The organism is Microbacterium sp. Au-Mic1, assembly GCF_021341785.1.
Classification (GTDB): domain Bacteria; phylum Actinomycetota; class Actinomycetes; order Actinomycetales; family Microbacteriaceae; genus Microbacterium.
This window is the reverse complement of sequence record NZ_JAJTTF010000003.1, coordinates 151,718-169,201: the sequence shown is the minus strand read 5'-3', so window position 1 is coordinate 169,201 and position 17,484 is coordinate 151,718. Positions and strand designations below refer to the sequence as shown.

At 69.4% G+C, this 17,484-nt stretch carries 17 protein-coding genes; 6 read left to right on the top strand and 11 right to left on the bottom strand.

Going from position 1 to position 17,484, the window contains the following annotated elements; genetic code table 11:
* Positions 1–3 precede the first annotated feature (3 nt).
* The 7 genes from LXM50_RS05360 to LXM50_RS05330 all read right to left on the bottom strand — a co-directional run bounded on the left by LXM50_RS05360 (position 4) and on the right by LXM50_RS05330 (position 7,408).
* Positions 4–615, bottom strand: a complete 612-nt coding sequence (locus LXM50_RS05360; protein ID WP_233310269.1) for a hypothetical protein — start codon at positions 613–615, stop codon at positions 4–6.
* A 1-nt stretch (position 616) separates the two neighbouring features.
* Positions 617–1,339, bottom strand: a complete 723-nt coding sequence (locus LXM50_RS05355; protein WP_233310268.1) for a hypothetical protein — start codon at positions 1,337–1,339, stop codon at positions 617–619.
* Positions 1,340–1,418: 79 nt separating this feature from the next.
* Positions 1,419–3,221, bottom strand: coding sequence for a cytochrome c biogenesis protein ResB (locus tag LXM50_RS05350; RefSeq protein ID WP_233310267.1), 1,803 nt, complete (start codon positions 3,219–3,221; stop codon positions 1,419–1,421).
* A 76-nt stretch (positions 3,222–3,297) separates the two neighbouring features.
* Positions 3,298–4,059, bottom strand: coding sequence for a cytochrome c biogenesis CcdA family protein (locus LXM50_RS05345; RefSeq protein ID WP_233310266.1), 762 nt, complete (start codon positions 4,057–4,059; stop codon positions 3,298–3,300).
* A gap of 106 nt (positions 4,060–4,165) precedes the next feature.
* On the bottom strand, positions 4,166–4,858 hold the full coding sequence (locus LXM50_RS05340) for a TlpA disulfide reductase family protein (RefSeq protein WP_233310265.1): 693 nt from the start codon (positions 4,856–4,858) through the stop codon (positions 4,166–4,168).
* A 79-nt stretch (positions 4,859–4,937) separates the two neighbouring features.
* On the bottom strand, positions 4,938–5,921 hold the full coding sequence (locus LXM50_RS05335) for a 1,4-dihydroxy-2-naphthoate polyprenyltransferase (protein WP_233310264.1): 984 nt from the start codon (positions 5,919–5,921) through the stop codon (positions 4,938–4,940).
* Positions 5,922–6,091: 170 nt separating this feature from the next.
* Entirely contained in the window at positions 6,092–7,408 is a 1,317-nt protein-coding gene (locus LXM50_RS05330) for an aminotransferase class I/II-fold pyridoxal phosphate-dependent enzyme (protein WP_233310263.1), read from the bottom strand.
* A 177-nt stretch (positions 7,409–7,585) separates the two neighbouring features.
* Here LXM50_RS05330 and LXM50_RS05325 point away from each other — a divergent pair, with 177 nt between their 5' ends.
* The 3 genes from LXM50_RS05325 (at position 7,586) to LXM50_RS05315 (ending at position 10,359) form a co-directional block, all read left to right on the top strand.
* Positions 7,586–8,041, top strand: coding sequence for a nuclear transport factor 2 family protein (locus tag LXM50_RS05325; RefSeq protein ID WP_233310260.1), 456 nt, complete (start codon positions 7,586–7,588; stop codon positions 8,039–8,041).
* Between the two features lie 371 nt (positions 8,042–8,412).
* On the top strand, positions 8,413–9,810 hold the full coding sequence (locus LXM50_RS05320) for an HNH endonuclease signature motif containing protein (protein WP_233310259.1): 1,398 nt from the start codon (positions 8,413–8,415) through the stop codon (positions 9,808–9,810).
* Between the two features lie 126 nt (positions 9,811–9,936).
* A complete protein-coding gene (locus tag LXM50_RS05315; protein ID WP_233310257.1) occupies positions 9,937–10,359 on the top strand; it encodes a group III truncated hemoglobin in 423 nt (140 codons plus the stop codon).
* A 171-nt stretch (positions 10,360–10,530) separates the two neighbouring features.
* Here the strand turns inward: LXM50_RS05315 and LXM50_RS05310 are convergent, their stop codons facing one another.
* Positions 10,531–10,989 carry an Lrp/AsnC family transcriptional regulator gene (locus tag LXM50_RS05310; protein WP_267920594.1) on the bottom strand — a complete coding sequence of 153 codons (459 nt, stop codon included), beginning with the start codon at positions 10,987–10,989 and terminating at the stop codon, positions 10,531–10,533.
* Positions 10,990–11,061: 72 nt separating this feature from the next.
* On the opposite strand from LXM50_RS05310, the gene LXM50_RS05305 reads away from it, so the two are divergent.
* A complete protein-coding gene (locus LXM50_RS05305; protein WP_233310255.1) occupies positions 11,062–12,492 on the top strand; it encodes a DUF6421 family protein in 1,431 nt (476 codons plus the stop codon).
* 126 nt (positions 12,493–12,618) lie between these two features.
* Positions 12,619–13,308, top strand: coding sequence for an SDR family oxidoreductase (locus LXM50_RS05300; protein WP_233310254.1), 690 nt, complete (start codon positions 12,619–12,621; stop codon positions 13,306–13,308).
* A gap of 43 nt (positions 13,309–13,351) precedes the next feature.
* Here LXM50_RS05300 and LXM50_RS05295 read toward each other — a convergent pair whose 3' ends face one another.
* Together LXM50_RS05295 and LXM50_RS05290 are read right to left on the bottom strand one after the other, a co-directional pair.
* Complete coding sequence (locus tag LXM50_RS05295) at positions 13,352–14,044, bottom strand: TMEM175 family protein (RefSeq protein ID WP_233310252.1); 693 nt, start codon at positions 14,042–14,044, stop codon at positions 13,352–13,354.
* 80 nt (positions 14,045–14,124) lie between these two features.
* Positions 14,125–15,606 (bottom strand): MFS transporter, encoded by a 1,482-nt coding sequence (locus LXM50_RS05290; RefSeq protein ID WP_233310251.1) that lies wholly within the window; start codon positions 15,604–15,606, stop codon positions 14,125–14,127.
* Between the two features lie 105 nt (positions 15,607–15,711).
* On the opposite strand from LXM50_RS05290, the gene LXM50_RS05285 reads away from it, so the two are divergent.
* A complete protein-coding gene (locus LXM50_RS05285; RefSeq protein WP_233310250.1) occupies positions 15,712–16,779 on the top strand; it encodes a low specificity L-threonine aldolase in 1,068 nt (355 codons plus the stop codon).
* Between the two features lie 30 nt (positions 16,780–16,809).
* On the opposite strand, the gene LXM50_RS05280 is transcribed toward LXM50_RS05285, so the two are convergent.
* Positions 16,810–17,433, bottom strand: coding sequence for an NUDIX hydrolase family protein (locus tag LXM50_RS05280; RefSeq protein WP_233310249.1), 624 nt, complete (start codon positions 17,431–17,433; stop codon positions 16,810–16,812).
* Positions 17,434–17,484: the final 51 nt, after the last annotated feature.

The window sequence follows — 17,484 nt, the reverse complement described above, 5'->3', positions numbered from 1 at the left end:
CTCTCACCTCACCGGCGGGTCGAAAAGGTCGCCGAAGGCGTCATCGATCAGGGTAGCGTAATCGAGCATCTCGGCCTTGGTCGGCGGGTGCCCCAACCGCTCGTAGTGCGCGTAGAACTGATTCCACATCTTCCGGATCGCGCTCAGGTGCACGTCGCGGTTGATGCCGTCGGGGATGCCGCGGAGGTTCTCGGGCGAGTTCATCTGACCCGGGGTGATGCCGGCCTCCGGATAGTTGCGCATCGTGTTCTGCTCGACCGCGTGATGCACCCAGTCGGAGGGATCCGCGGAGGGGTTCTCGCCGAAGAAGTTCCCGCGGTAGTCGTTGCTGTCGGCGTGCCCGAAGCTCGCGGGCCGGCGGACGTCGACGTCCGGGGTGCGCACGCCGTCCGCGTCGACGTGCGCGTTCGGGCGGTCGACGTTCGGACGGTCGACGTGATGCCCGCGCTGCTGGTGGGCGAGCACTCGATCGCGCTCCCTCGTCTCCTGCACGATGTCCAGGAGCGTCTGCCGCTGCCGGCGGGACCGGGTGTGCATCGACGAGGCGAACCTGTCGCCCGCCTCCTTGAGGGCCTCGACGACATCGTCGCCGAGCTTGCGCATCGCGTGGGACATGTCAGCCTGCCGTGAAGATGTCGAGCGCAGAGATCTGCGCGATGAAGTCGTGGCCCAGCCGCTCCTGGTCGTTCGCGGTGCGGTTCAGATCGCCGGCGGTCCGCTCCAGGGCGTCGAGGTCGGCCTTGTACTCGGCGACGTCTCCCATCGCGCCTTCCACGAGCGGGGCGTCCAGGATCGCGGTGGCCAGCGAGGAGGCCACGTTCGTGAGCGGGTCGGTGACGAGCTCCAGGAGCTTGCCTGCCAGCTCTCCGACGGCCAGATCGGTCGCGATGTCGAGCGCCTTCTTGCGCAGGGCGATGATGCCGGCGTTCACGGCGGCGCTCGCGCCGAGCGTGACGACGGCGGTGGCGGCGGCCTCGGCGATCTGCGCCGCGGTGATGGTGAGTTCGGCGATCACCTTGATCTTCAGCGCGACGACCGCGTCCGCGAAGATCTCGATCCCCTGCGCCGCCGGATCCAGCAGGCCCACGAGCTGGTTCATGTGCGACTCGCGGGTGGTGTTCCACGCGCTGACATAGCTCTGCGCGGTCTGGGCGGAGAGGGCGCCGGTGACGTCATCGCTGATGTAGCGGTGCGCCTCCTCGATCGATCCCTCCAGATCGGTCTTGAACTGGCGCACGATCGCGGCGGCCCGCCGGATCTCGTCCTCGTCCAGCTGCGGCCACTCATAGCCGAGCATGTCGAGCACCCATGCGAGCTCGCCCGGAATGTTCATCGCCATGCGCGGACCCCCCTTCCGGTTCCACGCTAGGAGCGAGGCCCGTGGGGGTCGATGGGGAGAACTCCCCATCCGGGGGGGGTCAGCGCTGCGGTTCCTCCGCCGCGCCTGCGGCTTGGTCGCCCGCGTCATCGGCGGCCGGTCGCGCCGCGGTGCCGCCGTCGGCGTCGAGCAGGCGGGCGTGCCCGTCGCGCAGGTCCTCGACGGCGGCGGCGAGGGTCGGATCCTCTCCGCGCGCGAGTCCCGCGTACTCCAGGCGAACGGTCGTCCCGCCGCCCGGGCCGTCGACCACGACGGCCTTGACCCACATCCGCCGGCGCGGCACGAACAGCGCGAGCACGAGGCCGACCAGCGCGAGCGCCGCGAACACCAGCACCCACTGCTCCGAGGGGTCGTGGTGGATCTGCAGCGAGACGTAGCGCTTGACCGACTGCGTGTAGTCCTTCGCGTCCTTCGGGGCCTCGTTGTCGAACGTGATGGTGCCCATGCCGTTGGGCAGCGCGGTCGTCTCGCCCGGGGCGAGCTCGATCGACTTCACCCCGGTCTTGCCGCCGGTGAGCTGGGTCATCGAGCCCGTGTCCAGCACGTACACCGAACGCGGGGTCCCGTCGTCGATGCCGAGATCGCCGGCGAACACGTTCAGCGTCAGGGTGGGGTTCACCAGGGCCGGGTAGACCGAGGTGAGCGCGCCGGTGGCCAGCTTCGCCGAGGTCGGGTAGAAGAAGCCCTGCAGGCCGAGCTGCTGGGGCAGGCCATCAGCGACCTTGACGATGCCGATCGACATCATCGTGCTGTTGTTCTGCGGCAGGAACGGCACGGAGTCGTGGAAGACCACGTCGCCCTTGGCGTTGTGGACCGTGATGGTCGGGGCGTACCCGTTGCCGAGCAGGTAGACCCGGTCCCCCGCGATACCGAGCGGGTGGTTCACCTTCACCTCGGCCTTGTGCGGATCCTGTCCCGGCTCCGAGACCGTGACGTTCGCGGCGAAGTCACCGGCCTGCCCCGAGGACGACTTGCCCTGCTCGAACGGCTGGTAGGTGACGTCGAAGGAATCCAGCGTCATCCGGTAGGGCGCGAGCGCATCGTCGGAGACGAAGCGGCCGCGATTCATCGACGAGTAATCCAGCAGTGTGTTCACGAAGCTCGTGCCCTGCACGACCACGCGCTGACCGGTGTAGGCGAAGCTGCCTCCGACACCGACAGAGACCAGCACCCCGAGCAGGGCGAGGTGGAACAGCAGGTTTCCGGTCTCGCGGGCGTAGCCGCGCTCGGCGGAGACCGAGAAGCCGCGCTTGTCGTCATAGCGTTCGACGCGGTAGCGCAGTGCGCGCAGCTGCTTCTCCGCGATCGCGATGCTCTGCTCCGCCGCTGCCCGCGGGTCGTCTCCCACGACCGTGCGATCGACCTCGCGGTGGTCGTCGAGGCGAGACAGGCGCACCGGGGTGCGCGGCGGACGCGAGCGCAGCGCCTTGAGGTGATGCTTGATGCGCGGGATCACGCAGCCGACCAGCGAAAGGAACAGCAGCAGGTAGATCGCTGAGAACCAGGCCGACAGGTAGACGTCGAACAGCTGCATCGAGTCCATGATCGGGAATAGATCCGGATGGTCGACCTTGTACTGCGTGACGCCGTTCGGATCCGCCATCCGCTGCGGGAAGATCGATCCGGGGATCGCGGCGATCGCGAGGATGAGCAGCAGCACGAGGGCCGTGCGCATGCTGGTGAGCTGCCGCCAGCCCCAGCGCAGCCAGCCCACGACGTTCAGCTTCGGCGCGTCGACGCCGTCGCCACGGGAGTCCCCGTCGCCGTCGATGTGGTCGCTCGGGCGGAGCGGATCGGTCGAACGATCGGCGCCCGCCTTCTTCTTCGAGCTGTCCTTATTCATTCTCGGTCCCTGAGGCTCTCGAAGGGTCGTGGTCGCGGATGCCTCGCGCTGGTCGCGGTCCTCGGCAGCGGGGGAGTCAGAGCGGGAGTTCGACACTGCCGACCACCGCCCCGATGCTCGACATGATCGCCTTCCAGACGCCGGTCACCATGAGCAGCCCCAGCACGATGAGCAGTGCACCTCCGACGATGTTCACGACCCGCACGTGCCGGCGCAGGAACGACAGCGAACGGGTCGCCCAGCCGAAGCCCAACGCCACGAGCAGGAAGGGGATCCCGAGGCCCAGCGAGTAGGCGACTCCGAGCCAGACGGCACGGCTCACGTCGCCCACGTTGACCGACAGCGCGACGATCGCAGACAGCGTCGGGCTCAGGCACGGGCTCCAGCCGATGCCCAGCGCGATGCCCAGCAGCGGGGCGCCGATGAGGCCGGCGCGGCCGGACACGTTCATCCGCACGGTGCGCTGCGCGAAGCCGAAGACGCCGATGAAGACGAGGCCCATGACGATGATGACCGCGCCGAGGATGCGGGTGATCAGATCGCCCCAGCGCAGCAGGAACACGCCCGCCGTGCCGCCGACGACCGCCATGAGGATGAACACCAGCGTGAAGCCGAGGATGAACAGCAGCACCCCGAGCACCATCTGGCGTCGGGTGGGTGCCTTGGACGTGCCGTCCTGCGCGGGCGCGGATCCGCCGACCGCTCCCCCGACGAAGCCGAGGTAGCCGGGCACGAGTGGCAGCACGCAGGGCGAGAGGAACGACAGGAGACCTGCGAGCATGGCCACCGGAAGGGCCGCCCAGAGGGCGCCGGATCCGACGATCGCGTCGACGTTCACGCCCTCGCCCTCCGCGGGGCGGAAATCGCCGATACGTGTGTCGCCACGTCGGGAACCGCCGGGGCCGACATCGCCGCGTCGACTGGCGTGCGGGGTGTGCGCGCGCTCATGCCTTCTCGTCCAGCGCGTCCTGGACCAGGGTCTCCAGGATGGAGGCCGAGCCGATCGGTCCGATCACGCGCGCGGCCACGCGGCCCTGCTTGTCGAGGACGAGCGTGGTGGGCGTCGCCTGGATCGAGGTGACCTCCGCGAACGCGAGCTTCGCGTCACCGGTGTTCACGTCGATGATGCTGGGGTAGGTCACGCCGTACTTGTCGTTGAACGCCGTGGCGGTGCCGGCCTGGTCGTAGGTGTTGACGCCCACGAACGAGACGCCCTTGCCGTCGAACTTCTGCCAGACCGACTGGAGGTCGTCCGCCTCGACCCGGCAGGGCCCGCAGGCGGCGTACCAGAAGTTCACGACCGTGACATCGCCCGCGATCTGGGTGCTGCTGAACTTCTTGCCGCTCTCGAGCGTGCCGCCGAAGCTCACCGGCTTGCTGCGGTCGGCCGGCTTGATCTCCTCGACGCGCATGCCGTCGGAGCCGATGTACCCCTTGTTGTCGCCGTTGCGGTATTGATCCGCCACGGGATCGCTCGAGCAGGCGGCGAGACCGCCGGCGAGCGCGACGCCGAGCACGGCGGCCGTGGTCCGGGTGAGGCGGGAGCGACGGGAGGAGCGTGCGGCCCGCCGGTCGCCGAGAGTGGCCTCACCGAGAGAGCCGGTGGACGCGGACGGGCGCGACGAACTCAGAGGCATGCTCCGAATCCTACGAAAAGACTCTATGCACACGGTGGGCGGGCGCCGGACGGTCATCGCGAGCTCGGACTCCGAGCGCTCACACCGTGGGCGAGATGAACGCCCAGAACAGCGCCCCGGCGTACGCGAGCGTGCCGAGCGAGGTGAGCGCCAGCGCGACGACGAGCTCCTTCGGCTCCCGGTACGCCCACACGATCACGAGCGCCGGCAGGAACGCCAGCAGCGCGAGCAGCCCGACCCAGGCGACCGGGTAGAACAGGGCGAGCAGCACCAGGGCCAGGAACGGCAGGATCACGAACAGCGTGTACAGGACCTGCGTGGCTCTCTTGCCGATCACGACGGTCAGCGTGCGCTTGCCCACGACGCGGTCCTGGTCGATGTCGCGCAGGTTGTTGGCCAGCAGCACCGCGCACGCGAAGAGCCCGACCGCGACGGCGCCGATCCACGCCTCCTGCGGAAGCTTCAGCGACTGCACCCAGGTCGTGCCGAGAGTGGCGACCAGTCCGAAGAAGACGAAGACGAAGACCTCACCGAGTGCGTTGTAGCCGTAGGGGCGCTTCCCGCCGGTGTAGAACCAGGCGGCGACGATGCACACCACGCCGACCGCGATCAGCCACCATTGCTGGGTGCGGATCGTGATGCCGAGGCCCGCGATCGCGGCGAGCGCGAAGAAGGCGAGGCCCGTGTACAGCACGCTCTTGGCACTCACCCGGCCCGAGGCCGTGAGACGGGCCGGTCCGACCCGGTGCGCGTCGGTGCCGCGCACGCCGTCGCTGTAGTCGTTCGCGAAGTTCACGCCGATCTGCAGGCACACGGCGACAGCGAGGCACGCCAGCGCGATCACCCAGTGGAACTGCGGATCCCCCAGCCGCGCCGCACCGGTGCCGACCAGCACCGGGGCGATCGCGAGCGGCAGCGTGCGGGGACGGGCGGCGCCGATCCAATCGCCCAGGGTGACCGGCGGCAACTGCTCGACCGGACGCTTCGCGGGGTTGCCGGAGCGGGCGCGCGACACGGGGCGCGCGGACGCGGGTGCGGTCTTCTTGGTCTTGCGGTTCGCCACGCAGGAATCCTAGCGGCGGCGGCTATCCGCACCCGCGCCGCGGCCGCGCCGTCGCCTCCCGTCTCATTTCCCGGGAGACTGCACTGACGTCGCGAGACGGCACGATTGTCGTGCAGTCTCGCGACGATCATGCAGTCTCGCGGTCGGGACCGCGCGGCGGCGCGGATCCCTCAGCGCCGTCGGGCGTCGGCGATCGCGGCCCGGAGGTCGTCGGCGAGCGTGCGCAGCTCGGCGTCGCCGAGGGTGTGCGCGGTGAGGCGGATCTGCGGCGAGGCCTCATCCGGCTCGAGCAGGAATCCGCCGCCCGTGCGCACCAGCCAGCCGCGCCGCATCATCGCCTCGGACACGGCGCGGCCGTCGGCCCCGCACTCCACCCACACGTTCAGGCCGTCGTCGCCGCGCACGGTGATGCCGCGCTCGCGCAGCAGCGCACGCAGAGCATCCCCGCGCTCGGCATAGTGCGCCCCGGCACGCTCGAGTGCGGCGGGCGTGTCCGGATGGTCGAGCATGCCGACGGCGACACGCTGCAGGATCCGGCTCACCCAGGTCTTGCCGGGCGACAGACGGGTGCGCAGTTGGGCTGCGGTGTCCGGATCCGAGGCGAGCAGGGCGAGGCGCAGATCCGGACCGAGGAACTTCGACATCGACCGCACCAGCGCCCAGCGCGGATGCCCGTCGGGGATCACCGAGTGGTAGGGCCGTCGCGAGAGCAGCGAGTAGTGGTCGTCCTCGATGATGAGCACGTGCGGCGCCTCCGCGAACACCGCGCGTAACTCGGCCGCCCGCTCGGCACTCAGGCTGATGCCCGTGGGGTTGTGCGCCCGCGGGGTGCATACGACCGTGCGCGCACCCGCGTCGATCGCCGCCCTCAGGCCCGCGACGGTGATGCCCTCCTCGTCGAGGGGGATGCCGACCGGGCGATATCCGCCGAGCCGGACCACGTTGATGCTGGACAGGAAGCACGGATCCTCGAGCCCGACCACGTCGCCATGGGCGAGCGAGGCCACGAGGAGCCGCTCCAGCGCATCGACCGCTCCCGAGGTCACGGACAGCTCGAACGGACGCGGTTGGGCCGCGGCGAGCCATCCGGTGGCCCAGGTGCGCAGGCCCTCGTCGATGAGCGCGTCGCCGTAGAGCGCCGGCGTGCGCAGGTCGACCTCGGCGAGCACGGGCAGCGGCAGGAGGTCGGGATCCGGGTTGCCGCTGCCGAGGTCGCGCAGCACGGTCTCCGCCGCGAAGCCCTCCTCCTCGGTGCGCATGGGCCCCGCGACCACGGTGCCACCACGACCGCGGCTCTCCACGGCGCCGGCACGGGCGAGCGCCCGGTAGGCGGCGGCGACGGTGTTGCGGTTCACGCCGAGACGGTCCGCCAGGCCTCGCACGGTGGGCAGTCCCTCCCCCGCAGCGAGCGCGCCGGATCCGATCAGGGCGCGGATCGAGTCGGCGATCTCATGCGCCGTGCTGCCCTGGATCGCGGTGTCCGTCACGGATCCAGCCTAGGGTGCGCCTCGACGGCACGGGCGGGGAGGGAGCTGTGGCGGTCTCGCGATGCACGGCTGCTGCGAACAGCGGCCTGAGGTCGCGTCGGATGTGCGGCCGCCGTCGATCGCCCGAATCGAAGAATGCTCTTGATCCACACGACTCGAACAACCGACGATGTGGAGATGGTCTACTCGATGATCGTGCGAAAGAAGGTGCGCGACACCTTCGATCAGATCAACGCGGGAAACTACGCACCCATGGTCGAAGGCCTCGCCTCCCCCTTCGAGTACGTCTTCCACGGCGTCCACGCGCTGGGCGGGCGTCGGGTTACGAAGGAGGCGATGAACCGGTGGTGGGAGCGAACACTCGCTCTTCTTCCCGGAGCCCGGTTCGATGTCCAGGACGTGCTGGTGCGCGGCGGACCCTGGAACACCCGGATAGCGGTTCGCTCGCGCGTGACCGGGCCGCTCCCCGGCGGCGAGGTGTACGAGAACATCATCTTCCAGTTCATGACGCTGAAGTGGGGGAAGGTGACCTCGGTCGAGACGGTCGAAGACCTCCAGATCCTCGAACGTGCGCTGAAGATCGTGGCCGATGCGGGTAACGCCGAGGCCGCCGCGGCACCGATCGTCGGCTAGACGGAGGGGATGCTTCCTACAGATGAAGACGACGAGACGGCCGGCTCGCGGAGAAGCTGGACCGGCGGTTCTCGAAAGGACTGTCCATCCTCTTCGAGTTCCTCAGTTCGCTGACTGGTCGGCCGATCCCGGGAGTCGCGAACAGCAGCGCTGGTCCCTGGGACTACTTCTGGGGTTCGTCACGATCGTGTGCGTGTCCGCGTTCCTGAAAGGATTCATTGCCGCGGCAGGGACGTTCTTCGTAGCTTCGCTTGCACCCTGAGGGCAGGATCCGACTGCCAGGACAACCGTGACTTACTTGTGATTTTTTCTCGGTCTGATCTGGTTCTTTCAGGGTCTGGAATGTCGGTGACCCCGGGTTGAATGGGGGTATGACGAGCTCGACCGACACGGTTCTGAATCCTGGGGTGGACCCGGTGGATCCGGTCGTCGTGCTCGCCGCGTTGACGTCCATGGTGCAGGACACGGAAGCGACGATCATCCGCCTGCAAGCGGTGCGAGAGGCACAGCTCGCGGTCGCGCAGCGTTTCGCCGAACACCTCGCCGCCGAGGCCGGCCCGGCCGGGCGGGGTGATGCGGTGGAGCTCGCATCCCGGTCCGTCGCGGCGGAGTTGGCGGGAGTGCTGCACATGTCCGATCGGGTCGTGCAGGCACGGATGGCCCGCGCCGCAGAACTCGTCAACAGGTACCCGGTCACGATGCAGGCATTCACCGAGGCGCGGATCAGCCCGGCGCACGTGCGGCAGATCCAAGACACCGGAGCCCGCCTGGACGACACTGCGCGAGGAGCGTTCGAGCAGGTCGCGGTCGCCGCATCCGTCGGGGAGACCCCGCACCGGGTGAAGCGGGTGATCGAGCGGATCGCGGAACGCCTCGCCCCGCGCAGCCTGACCGAACGGCACCGGGAGGCGCAAGAACAGCGTCGGGTGTGGCGGGAGGACCTCGGCGATGGGCAGAAGATGCTCGGCCTCATCCATGCCGCCGCGATCGTCGACGGGATCTACGACCGACTCACCCAGCAAGCCCGGACGGTCCACGTCGCGAACACCCGGGCGGGGAAAGACGACGCGGGACGCGACATCGACGCGGACGCGCTCGGGGATCCGGCCGATGATCGTGCGATCGATCAGTTGCGCGCCGACCTCTGCGCCGACACCCTGCTCACCGGGGCACCGTCCGGGCACGACACCGCGGACGGACTGCTGTCGGCGATCCAAGCGCGGGTCGAGATCACCGTGCCCGTGCTCACGATGATGGAGACCGGCACGGGCAGCCCCGCATTCGGCATCCGTGTCGAGCAGCCCGGGGAACTCGCCGGCGGGCAACCCATCGACACCCACACCGCCCGGATCCTCGCCGGTGATGCGGTCGCGTGGGAACGAGTCCTCACCCACCCGGTCACCGGAGCGATCCTCGCCGTCGACCGGTACCGACCCAACACCGACCTCCGCCGACTCCTGCACGCCCGCGACTCCCGATGCCGGTTCCCCACCTGCGGACTCCCACCCACAGCACACGACCTCGACCACACGATTGACGCCGCCCACGGCGGACCCACCGAGGAAGGCAACCTCGGCGGGCTCTGCCGCCGACACCACGTGTTGAAGCATCAGACCGCCTGGAAGGTGAAACAACGCGGCGCCGGAGTCCTCGAATGGACCAGCCCCACCGGAGCGACCTACATCGACCGGCCACCCGCACCCGTCACCTTCACCACCGACGAACCGAACCCGGATCCACCACCGGCCCGAGAACCGGCGCCGTTCTGACCCACCGGACAGATCCGGACCGTCGCCGCCCTCGCGCGGGCATCGCTCGATCCCCGACCGCTTGCGCCTCGTCGTGAACCCGGCCGAGACCATCCGGCGGCCCCGTCCGCGACCTACCCTGGAGCCATGCCCGACATCCGCGATCGCGACGACATCCTCGTGCTGGTGCGCACCTTCTACGAGACCGCGTTCCAGGATCCGATGATCGGTCCGATCTTCACCGAGGTCGCGCACATGGACCTCGAGCACCACCTGCCGATCATGGGCGACTTCTGGGAGAGCGTGCTGTTCCAGTCCGGGGGTTACCGCCGCGACGCACTCGCGCTGCACTCCGCGGTGAACGCGAAGCAGCCCCTCACCGCGGAGCACTTCGACCGATGGCTGCAGTTGTGGACCGAGACCGTCGACCGACGACACGAGGGACCCGTCGCCGACGCCGCCAAGACGCAGGCGGAGCGCATCGGGCTTTCCATGCAACGCCGGTTGCACGGGCTGTCCGGCAGCCTGCTGGACACGATCAGCATCCGCCCCGGCGCCGCGACCGCCTGACGCCGCCAGCGGTCGACGACCTCGCCCGCGCTCAACGATCGGCGAGCACGGTCAGCAATCGGCGATCACGGTCAGCGACCGGCGAGCACCGTCAGCGACCGGCGAGCGCGGTGAGCGACCGGCGAGCACAGTCAGTGATCGGCGAGCACGGCCGGCGATGGGCGAGCGCGATCAGCGATCGGCGAGTGCCGGCACGACCGGACGGTGCTCGTAGAACGTCTGCAGCACGACCGTCGTCCTCGTGCTGACATTCGCAGCGAGGCGGATGTCACGGACCAGCTGCTCCAGATGCCGCGGCGACGCGACCCTCGCGAACAGCATGTAACTCGCATCGCCCGCGATCGAATGGCACGCCTCGATCGCATCGAGGTGCTCGAGCAGCTCCGGCGCGTTGTCGGGCTGCGCGGGGTCGAGCGGGGTGATCTCGATGAACGCAGCCAGCGGCTTGCCCACCGCCTCGGCGTCGATGACGGGGCGGTAGCCCGAGATGACGCCGCGCGACTCGAGCCGGCGCAGCCGCGCCTGCACGGCCGACACCGACAGCCCCACAGTCTCGGAGAGCTGCGCGAGCGTGGCCCGCCCGTCCTGCGAGATGGCGGCCAGGATAGCGAGGTCGACAGGATCGTCCATGCATGGAATAATATCGGAGCCAGCGAATTTCTGCAGGAATATTTCCTGCGCAATCCACGATCGGAGGTCCCGATGTCCCTCATCACCACCCACAGCAACGCTCTCATCGGCGAACCCGAGGTCGTCGAGGACGCGTCCGTGGCCGAGACCAGCGCCGCGTGGACGCTCCTCAAGGATGCCGCGATCGCGCTGCGTCCGCTGCAGGTCAAGGATGGATCGGTCCCGAACGCGGACGACCACGATGCCGCCCGCGCCCACGTCGCCGCGATCGTCGCCGGCATCCGCGCACTCGCTCCTGCTTTCCCGCACGACACCGAGTACCTCGCCGCGTCGATCGTGGACTTCGAGCGCTGGGCCCGCGAAGGCTTCGGCGTTCCTGACTTCCTCGACTCGCTCATGGCCTTCCAGCCGCAGCAGCACCGCGTCGACGGCATCCGCCACCTCGTCGTGTTCCCCATGTACACGCAGAACGGCTCGAGCGACCGTCTCGTCGAGGCGCTCATCGTCGAGACGATCTGGCCGGAGTTCATCGCCGACCTCGAGGCCGGCGACTACGGCAACAAGCTGTTCGTCTCGCTGCGTCTGATCGACTTCACCCCCGGCTACGACACCAACTCGGCCGTGCTCTTCCCGGAGACCGTCGCGATGCGTGAGATCCCGTCCTTCACCTGGGGCGCGATCTTCCAGGACCGCGAGGCCGCGCGCTACCGCCGCGTCGTCCGCGCGGCGAGCGAGATCACCAACCTCGAGCTGCCGGAGCGCGCGAGCGCGATGCTCGACGACCAGGAGCTCGCCGAGAAGACCTTCGTGATGTGGGACATCATCCACGACCGCACGCACATGCGCGGCGACCTGCCGTTCGATCCGTTCATGATCAAGCAGCGCATGCCCTTCTTCCTGTACTCGCTCGAGGAGATGCGCTGCGACATGACGGCGTTCCGCGAGTCGGTCAAGATCGAGCGCGCCTTCGACGCGCGCATCGCGGCCGGCGAGCAGCTCACCCCGAGCGAGCAGGAGATGCACGACTACGCACACCTCGTGCAGTACGCGGTGATCTTCGACCGCATCTTCCGCTTCGCCATCACCGGCAACCGCACGCGCAACTACGACGCCGTCGGCGGGCAGCTGCTGTTCGCCTGGCTGCACCAGCGCGGAGTGCTGCACTGGACCGACACCGCACTGGCCTTCGACTGGGACAACGTGCCCGATGCCGTGGTGGCCCTCGGCGACGCCATCGACGACCTGTACTGGCACTCGATCGACCGGCCCAAGACCGCCCACTGGCTCGCCGCGTACGAGCTGGTCCGCGGCACGCTCACCCCGCACCCCGCATCGCAGTGGGCCCGCGGCCTGTCCGACGAGATCCTCGCCGGCGCGCCCAAGGGCTACACCGATGCGGTGCTGGACGACGAGTTCCCGCTGTCGATGTTCTTCGAGACGCTCGACAAGAAGATGAAGCCGGTCATCGAGTCGACCGTGGGCATCCGCGGCACCGACGGCTGAGCTCCACCCACTCCCACCGAGCCACCCCTTTTCGCGCGAACCACCCCTGTGTGACTCGCGCGAAAAGGGGTGGCTCGCGCGGAAGAGGGTGGTTGGATGAGGGCACACGAGACTCAGGGAGACACCATGACCGCCGCAGGACGCACCGTCCTCCTGGCCGGGGCGACCAGTCCGTCCGGCCTCGCCATCGCACGAGCCCTGATCACCGCCGGAGCGCGGGTGATCGCGGTGGGGCGCGATCAGGGCAAGCTCGACGCGCTCGCGGCGGCGGCGCATCCGAGCGGGACGAGCGGCGCGGGATCGATCCGCACCGAGCGGTGTTCGCTCACGAACGAGGCCGAGGTCGCGGCGCTCGCCGCGCGCCTCGCCGATGACGGCGAGCATGTCGACGGACTGGTGCCACTGGTCGGAGGCTGGCGCGGCGGCGGCGGCCTCGCCGGGCAGACCGAGGAGGACTACCGCGCCCTCGAGCAGGCCTTCACGGCGGTGCGGGTGACGAGCCGCGCGTTCGACGCCGACCTCCGCGCCTCCGAGGCGGGCCGGTTCGCGATCGTCTCCTCCATCGCGGTGGCGCGGCCGCTCGCCGGCGGCGCGAACTACGCCGCCGTGAAGGCGGCCAGCGAGGCCTGGACGCGCGCCGTCGCGCAGGGCTTCGCCAAGGCCGCCCGCGATGCCGAGCAGCCGCTGCGCGCCGCCGCCGTGGTGCTGCGCGTGCGCGGCCTGGACGACGTCATCGATGCGGTCGCCGCGCGGATCGTCGCTCTGTGGGACGAGGATGCGTCCGAGCTGAACGACCGCGTCATCGACGTGGCCTGACCGGATCCGGCCACGCGGTCACCCTGGTCCCGCGCAGCGCGGTTCAGCCGTGTTCGGCGCTGTCCTGTGCGGTACGGCCCTTCCGGCTGACCCTGCCACGGGCGAAGAGCGCCTGAACGGGCCCCGAGAGCACCAGCAGGAACATCGCCCCGTAGCCGATCGCCGGCACCAGCACGGCGATGAGGAGGGCGATCGCGAACATCGCGCTCGTCACGATCTCGGCGATGATGCCGCGACGCAGCGATTCCGGGTCGATCCGGTGGAGCTCCGGGCGGCGGCGCAGATACAGTCGGGTCGCCAGCATGAACAGCGACGACGCCAGCAGCGCCCCGATGTAGAGCAGCTTCTGGGCCGTGTCGGGATCCATCGCACCGAGCAGCGCCGTCGACACCGGCAGCCACACGATCGTGAGCATCCAACCCACCTGAAGCCAGACGAGCGGGGAGGTGACCTTCTCGACGCGGTCGAAGACACGATGATGGGTCATCCAGAAGACGGCGATGATGAGGAAGCTCAATCCGAAGCTGAAGAGCTGGCTGTGCTCCTCCTGCACGAACTCGAGCGAACTCTTGCCCTCGCGCGCGAACTCGGAAACGCTCTCCAGCAGCGGCAGGATCAACAGCGTCATCGCGATCGCGACGACCGCATCCTCGAAGGCCTTCAACCGTTCGGCGGAGAGCAGAGGATGGCTCGGCTCTGACGTCGGTGTCTCGGCATCCGCGGCGGGCTGGCTCACTCCCGCATGCTCCCGTACTCGCCGGATCCGGTCAAGGCGCCGCGCCCTGGCGACTCCGGGTCAGCCCCGGCGACTCCGGGTCAGCCCCGGTCTTCGGCGTCCGCGGGTGCGGGCGCATCCGCGGACGCATCCGCCGCAGAAGTCCGTTCCGGCCCGTCCCGACCGTCGGGCGCTGCGACCCGCTCTGCCGGGACGGCGGTGCCCCCGGTCGCGAGATCGTCCAGAGGGATCTGCTCGGCGACAACCTGCTCGGGGGCCTGCGCGTAGAGCTCCGTGAGCCTGCGGTACGAGCGGGTGAAGAACGCAAGACCCCCGACGAGCACCATGATGAGCCCGGCCCACAGGCAGATCAGGGCGATACCGCGCGCCTCTCCCTCCCCGAGCAGCCACCCCCACTGCCGCTGCCCGGCGTCGCCCTTCATGTAGGGGATGATCAGGAACTCGGCGAGCGGGGCGATGAGGAACGCCGTGACGGGAGCAGCGGCCGCCTCCATCGCCGCCGCCACGCCGAACACACGCCCCTGCCGCGCGAACGGCACGACCTTCTGGATCACGGTCTGCTCTGCCGCCTCGACGGGCGGAACCAGCGCCATGTAGATCCACATGCCGACGACGTAGAGCGGCCACCACTCGCGCAGCATGAAGATCGCGCCGAGCAGCCCCATCGCCATCACGACCAGCAGCATGGTGCGCATCGGCTTCGCACCGAGCCCGTACTTCGCCACGACGGCGCCTCCGATCAGGAACCCCGTCGAGGAGAAGGCGAGCGCGAAACCCCAGGTCTGCGCGTCGAACAGGGTCAGCCCGTAGGGATCCATGAGCGCCAGGTAGACGCCCCCGATGAGGTTGTTGAACGTCGAGAACACGATCAGCGCGAACAGCCCGGGGGCCTGCCTGATCGCCCTCGCGCTGCCGCGGAGGTCGAGCGCGCCGGGTGCGTCGGGATCCGGCTTCGGGCGCCCCTCGGGGATCCGCAGGAACAGCAGATGGAGCAGGGTGAGGATCATCGCCGCGATGGCGATCGCGAGGGTCCACCCCATGCCGAGGAAGCCGATCGACAGGCCGGAGAACACGCTCGTGACCAGGAAGGCGATGCCCTGCACGGTGCCGACCAGACCGTTGGCGTTGGCGTGCTTCTCCGTCGGCACGAGCAGCGTCACCGTGGTGGAGAGCGCGATATTGCGCAGCTGCTCGATCACTCCCCCGAACAGGATCACCGCCGAGAACAGCCAGAACCAGGGTCCGCCGAGATCCAGCAGCGAGGCTTCCGGGCGCGCCAGGTAGATGCCGCCCGCGACGAGGAAGGCGGCGGCGGAGACCACGCTCGACAGCACCATCACCGTGTGCTTGCGGTGCCGGTCGACGATCGTGCCGAACACCATGGCGAAGAACGCGATGAAGAGCATGTAGGCGCCGCCGATGACACCCGTGGCGAGCACCGAATGCGTCTGGATGTAGACCCAGAACGTGAGCGCGAACCAGAGGAAGCTCGTCGTCACGTTGGCGATCAGCGTGTTGACGAGCACGCCGACGAATGCCCGCGAGGCGACGGTGCCCTTCATGTCCTCGAGCGTAGGACGGGGTGGGGACATCCGGAACCCGGGCGGGGCTTCCGCGAACGCGCCCGGCGGCCCCGTGAGCGGACCGCCGCAGAATAGACTGGACCGGTGAGCGTTCTGCACGATACAGCCCTGCGCGGCTTCGCGTCCGACAACTATTCCGGCATCCACCCCGAGGTGCTCGCGGCGATCGTCGAGGCCAACGACGGCCACCAGATCGCCTACGGCGAAGACCAGTACACCGAGCGGCTGCAGGAGGTCTTCCGGCAGCACTTCGGCGAGGGTGTGGAGGCCTTCCCCGTCTTCAACGGCACCGGCGCCAACGTGACGGGTCTGCAGGCGATGCTGCCCCGCTGGGGCGCCGTGATCTCGGCCACGACCGCGCACATCAACGTCGACGAGGGCGGAGCGCCCGAGCGCATCGGCGGCTTCAAGATCCTGTCGGTGCCCACCGAGGACGGTAAGCTCACGCCCGAGCTCGTCGACCGGGAGGCGTGGGGGTGGGGCGACGAGCACCGCGCCCAGCCGCTGGTCGTCTCGATCACGCAGTCCACTGAGGTCGGTACGCTCTACACCGCGGACGAGATCCGAGCGCTGGCCGACCACGCGCATGAGCGCGGCATGAAGCTGCACCTCGACGGCGCCCGCCTCTCGAACGCCGCCGCCGCCCTCGACCTGCCCCTGCGCGCCTTCACGCGCGATGCCGGCGTGGACGTGCTGAGCTTCGGCGGCACCAAGAACGGCGCGATGCTCGGCGAGGCGATCGTCGTCCTGACCCCGGGCGCCGCCGACGGCCTGGTCTACTCCCGCAAGTTCAACATGCAGCTGGCCTCCAAGATGCGCTTCGTGTCCGCGCAGCTCATCGCGCTGCTTGAAGGCGACCTGTACCTGCGCAACGCACGGCACGCGAATGCGATGGCCCAGCGCCTGCGCTCCTCTCTCGAAGCCGGCATCGCCGACGGATCCATCCAGGGCGTGGGCTTCACCCAGCAGACCCAGTCGAACGGCGTGTTCGCGACTCTGCCGAACGGCGTCGCCGACCGCCTGCGCGAGACGTTCCGGTTCTACGACTGGGATGCCGCGCGCAACGAGGTGCGCTGGATGTGCGGCTTCGACACCGCCGAGTCAGACATCGACGCGCTGGTCGCGCTCGTCGCGCAGGAGACCAGCCGGTAGGGATCCGCCTTCCGGATCCCCGGTCCCGCGTCAGCGCAGCAGGCCGAGGTGCGCGAGCGCCTGGCGGATGAGCGTGCCCCGGCCGCCCTCCATCTCGGCGGCGAGCGCATCGCTCGCGGCGTCCTCGGGGCTGAACCAGGTCACCTCGAGCGCGTCCTGACGTGGCTCGCAGGTGCCTGTCACCGGCACCACGAACGCCAGCGACACCGCATGCTGGCGGTCATCGTGGTACGCGCTCACGCCGGGGATCGGGAAGTACTCGGCGACCGTGAACGGGGCGGGCGACGGCGGCAGCATCGGGAAGGCCATCGGGCCGAGGTCGTTCTCCAGGTGCCGGAACAGCGCATCGCGCACGGTCTCGCCGTAGCGCACCCGACCGGACACGATCGTCCGCGTCATCTCCCCCAGCGGTGTCGCGCGCAGCAGTATCCCGATGTCCGTGACCACGCCGGATCCGTCGGTGCGCACCGGCACCGCCTCGACGTAGAGCATCGGCAGGCGGCGTCGCGCCTGGGCGAGTTCGAAGTCGGTCAGCCAGCCGGGATTCGCCCCGCCCGACGCGCCGAGCGCGTCGAGTCCGCCGGACAGCCCGGACAGCGCGTCGGGGAGACCGTCGTCGTCGGCCGGATCGGGGTCGGGTGTGCGTACCGCCATGGTCTCTTTCTACCAGCGTCTCCCCCAGCGCGTCTCCGCGCCGCGGTTTCC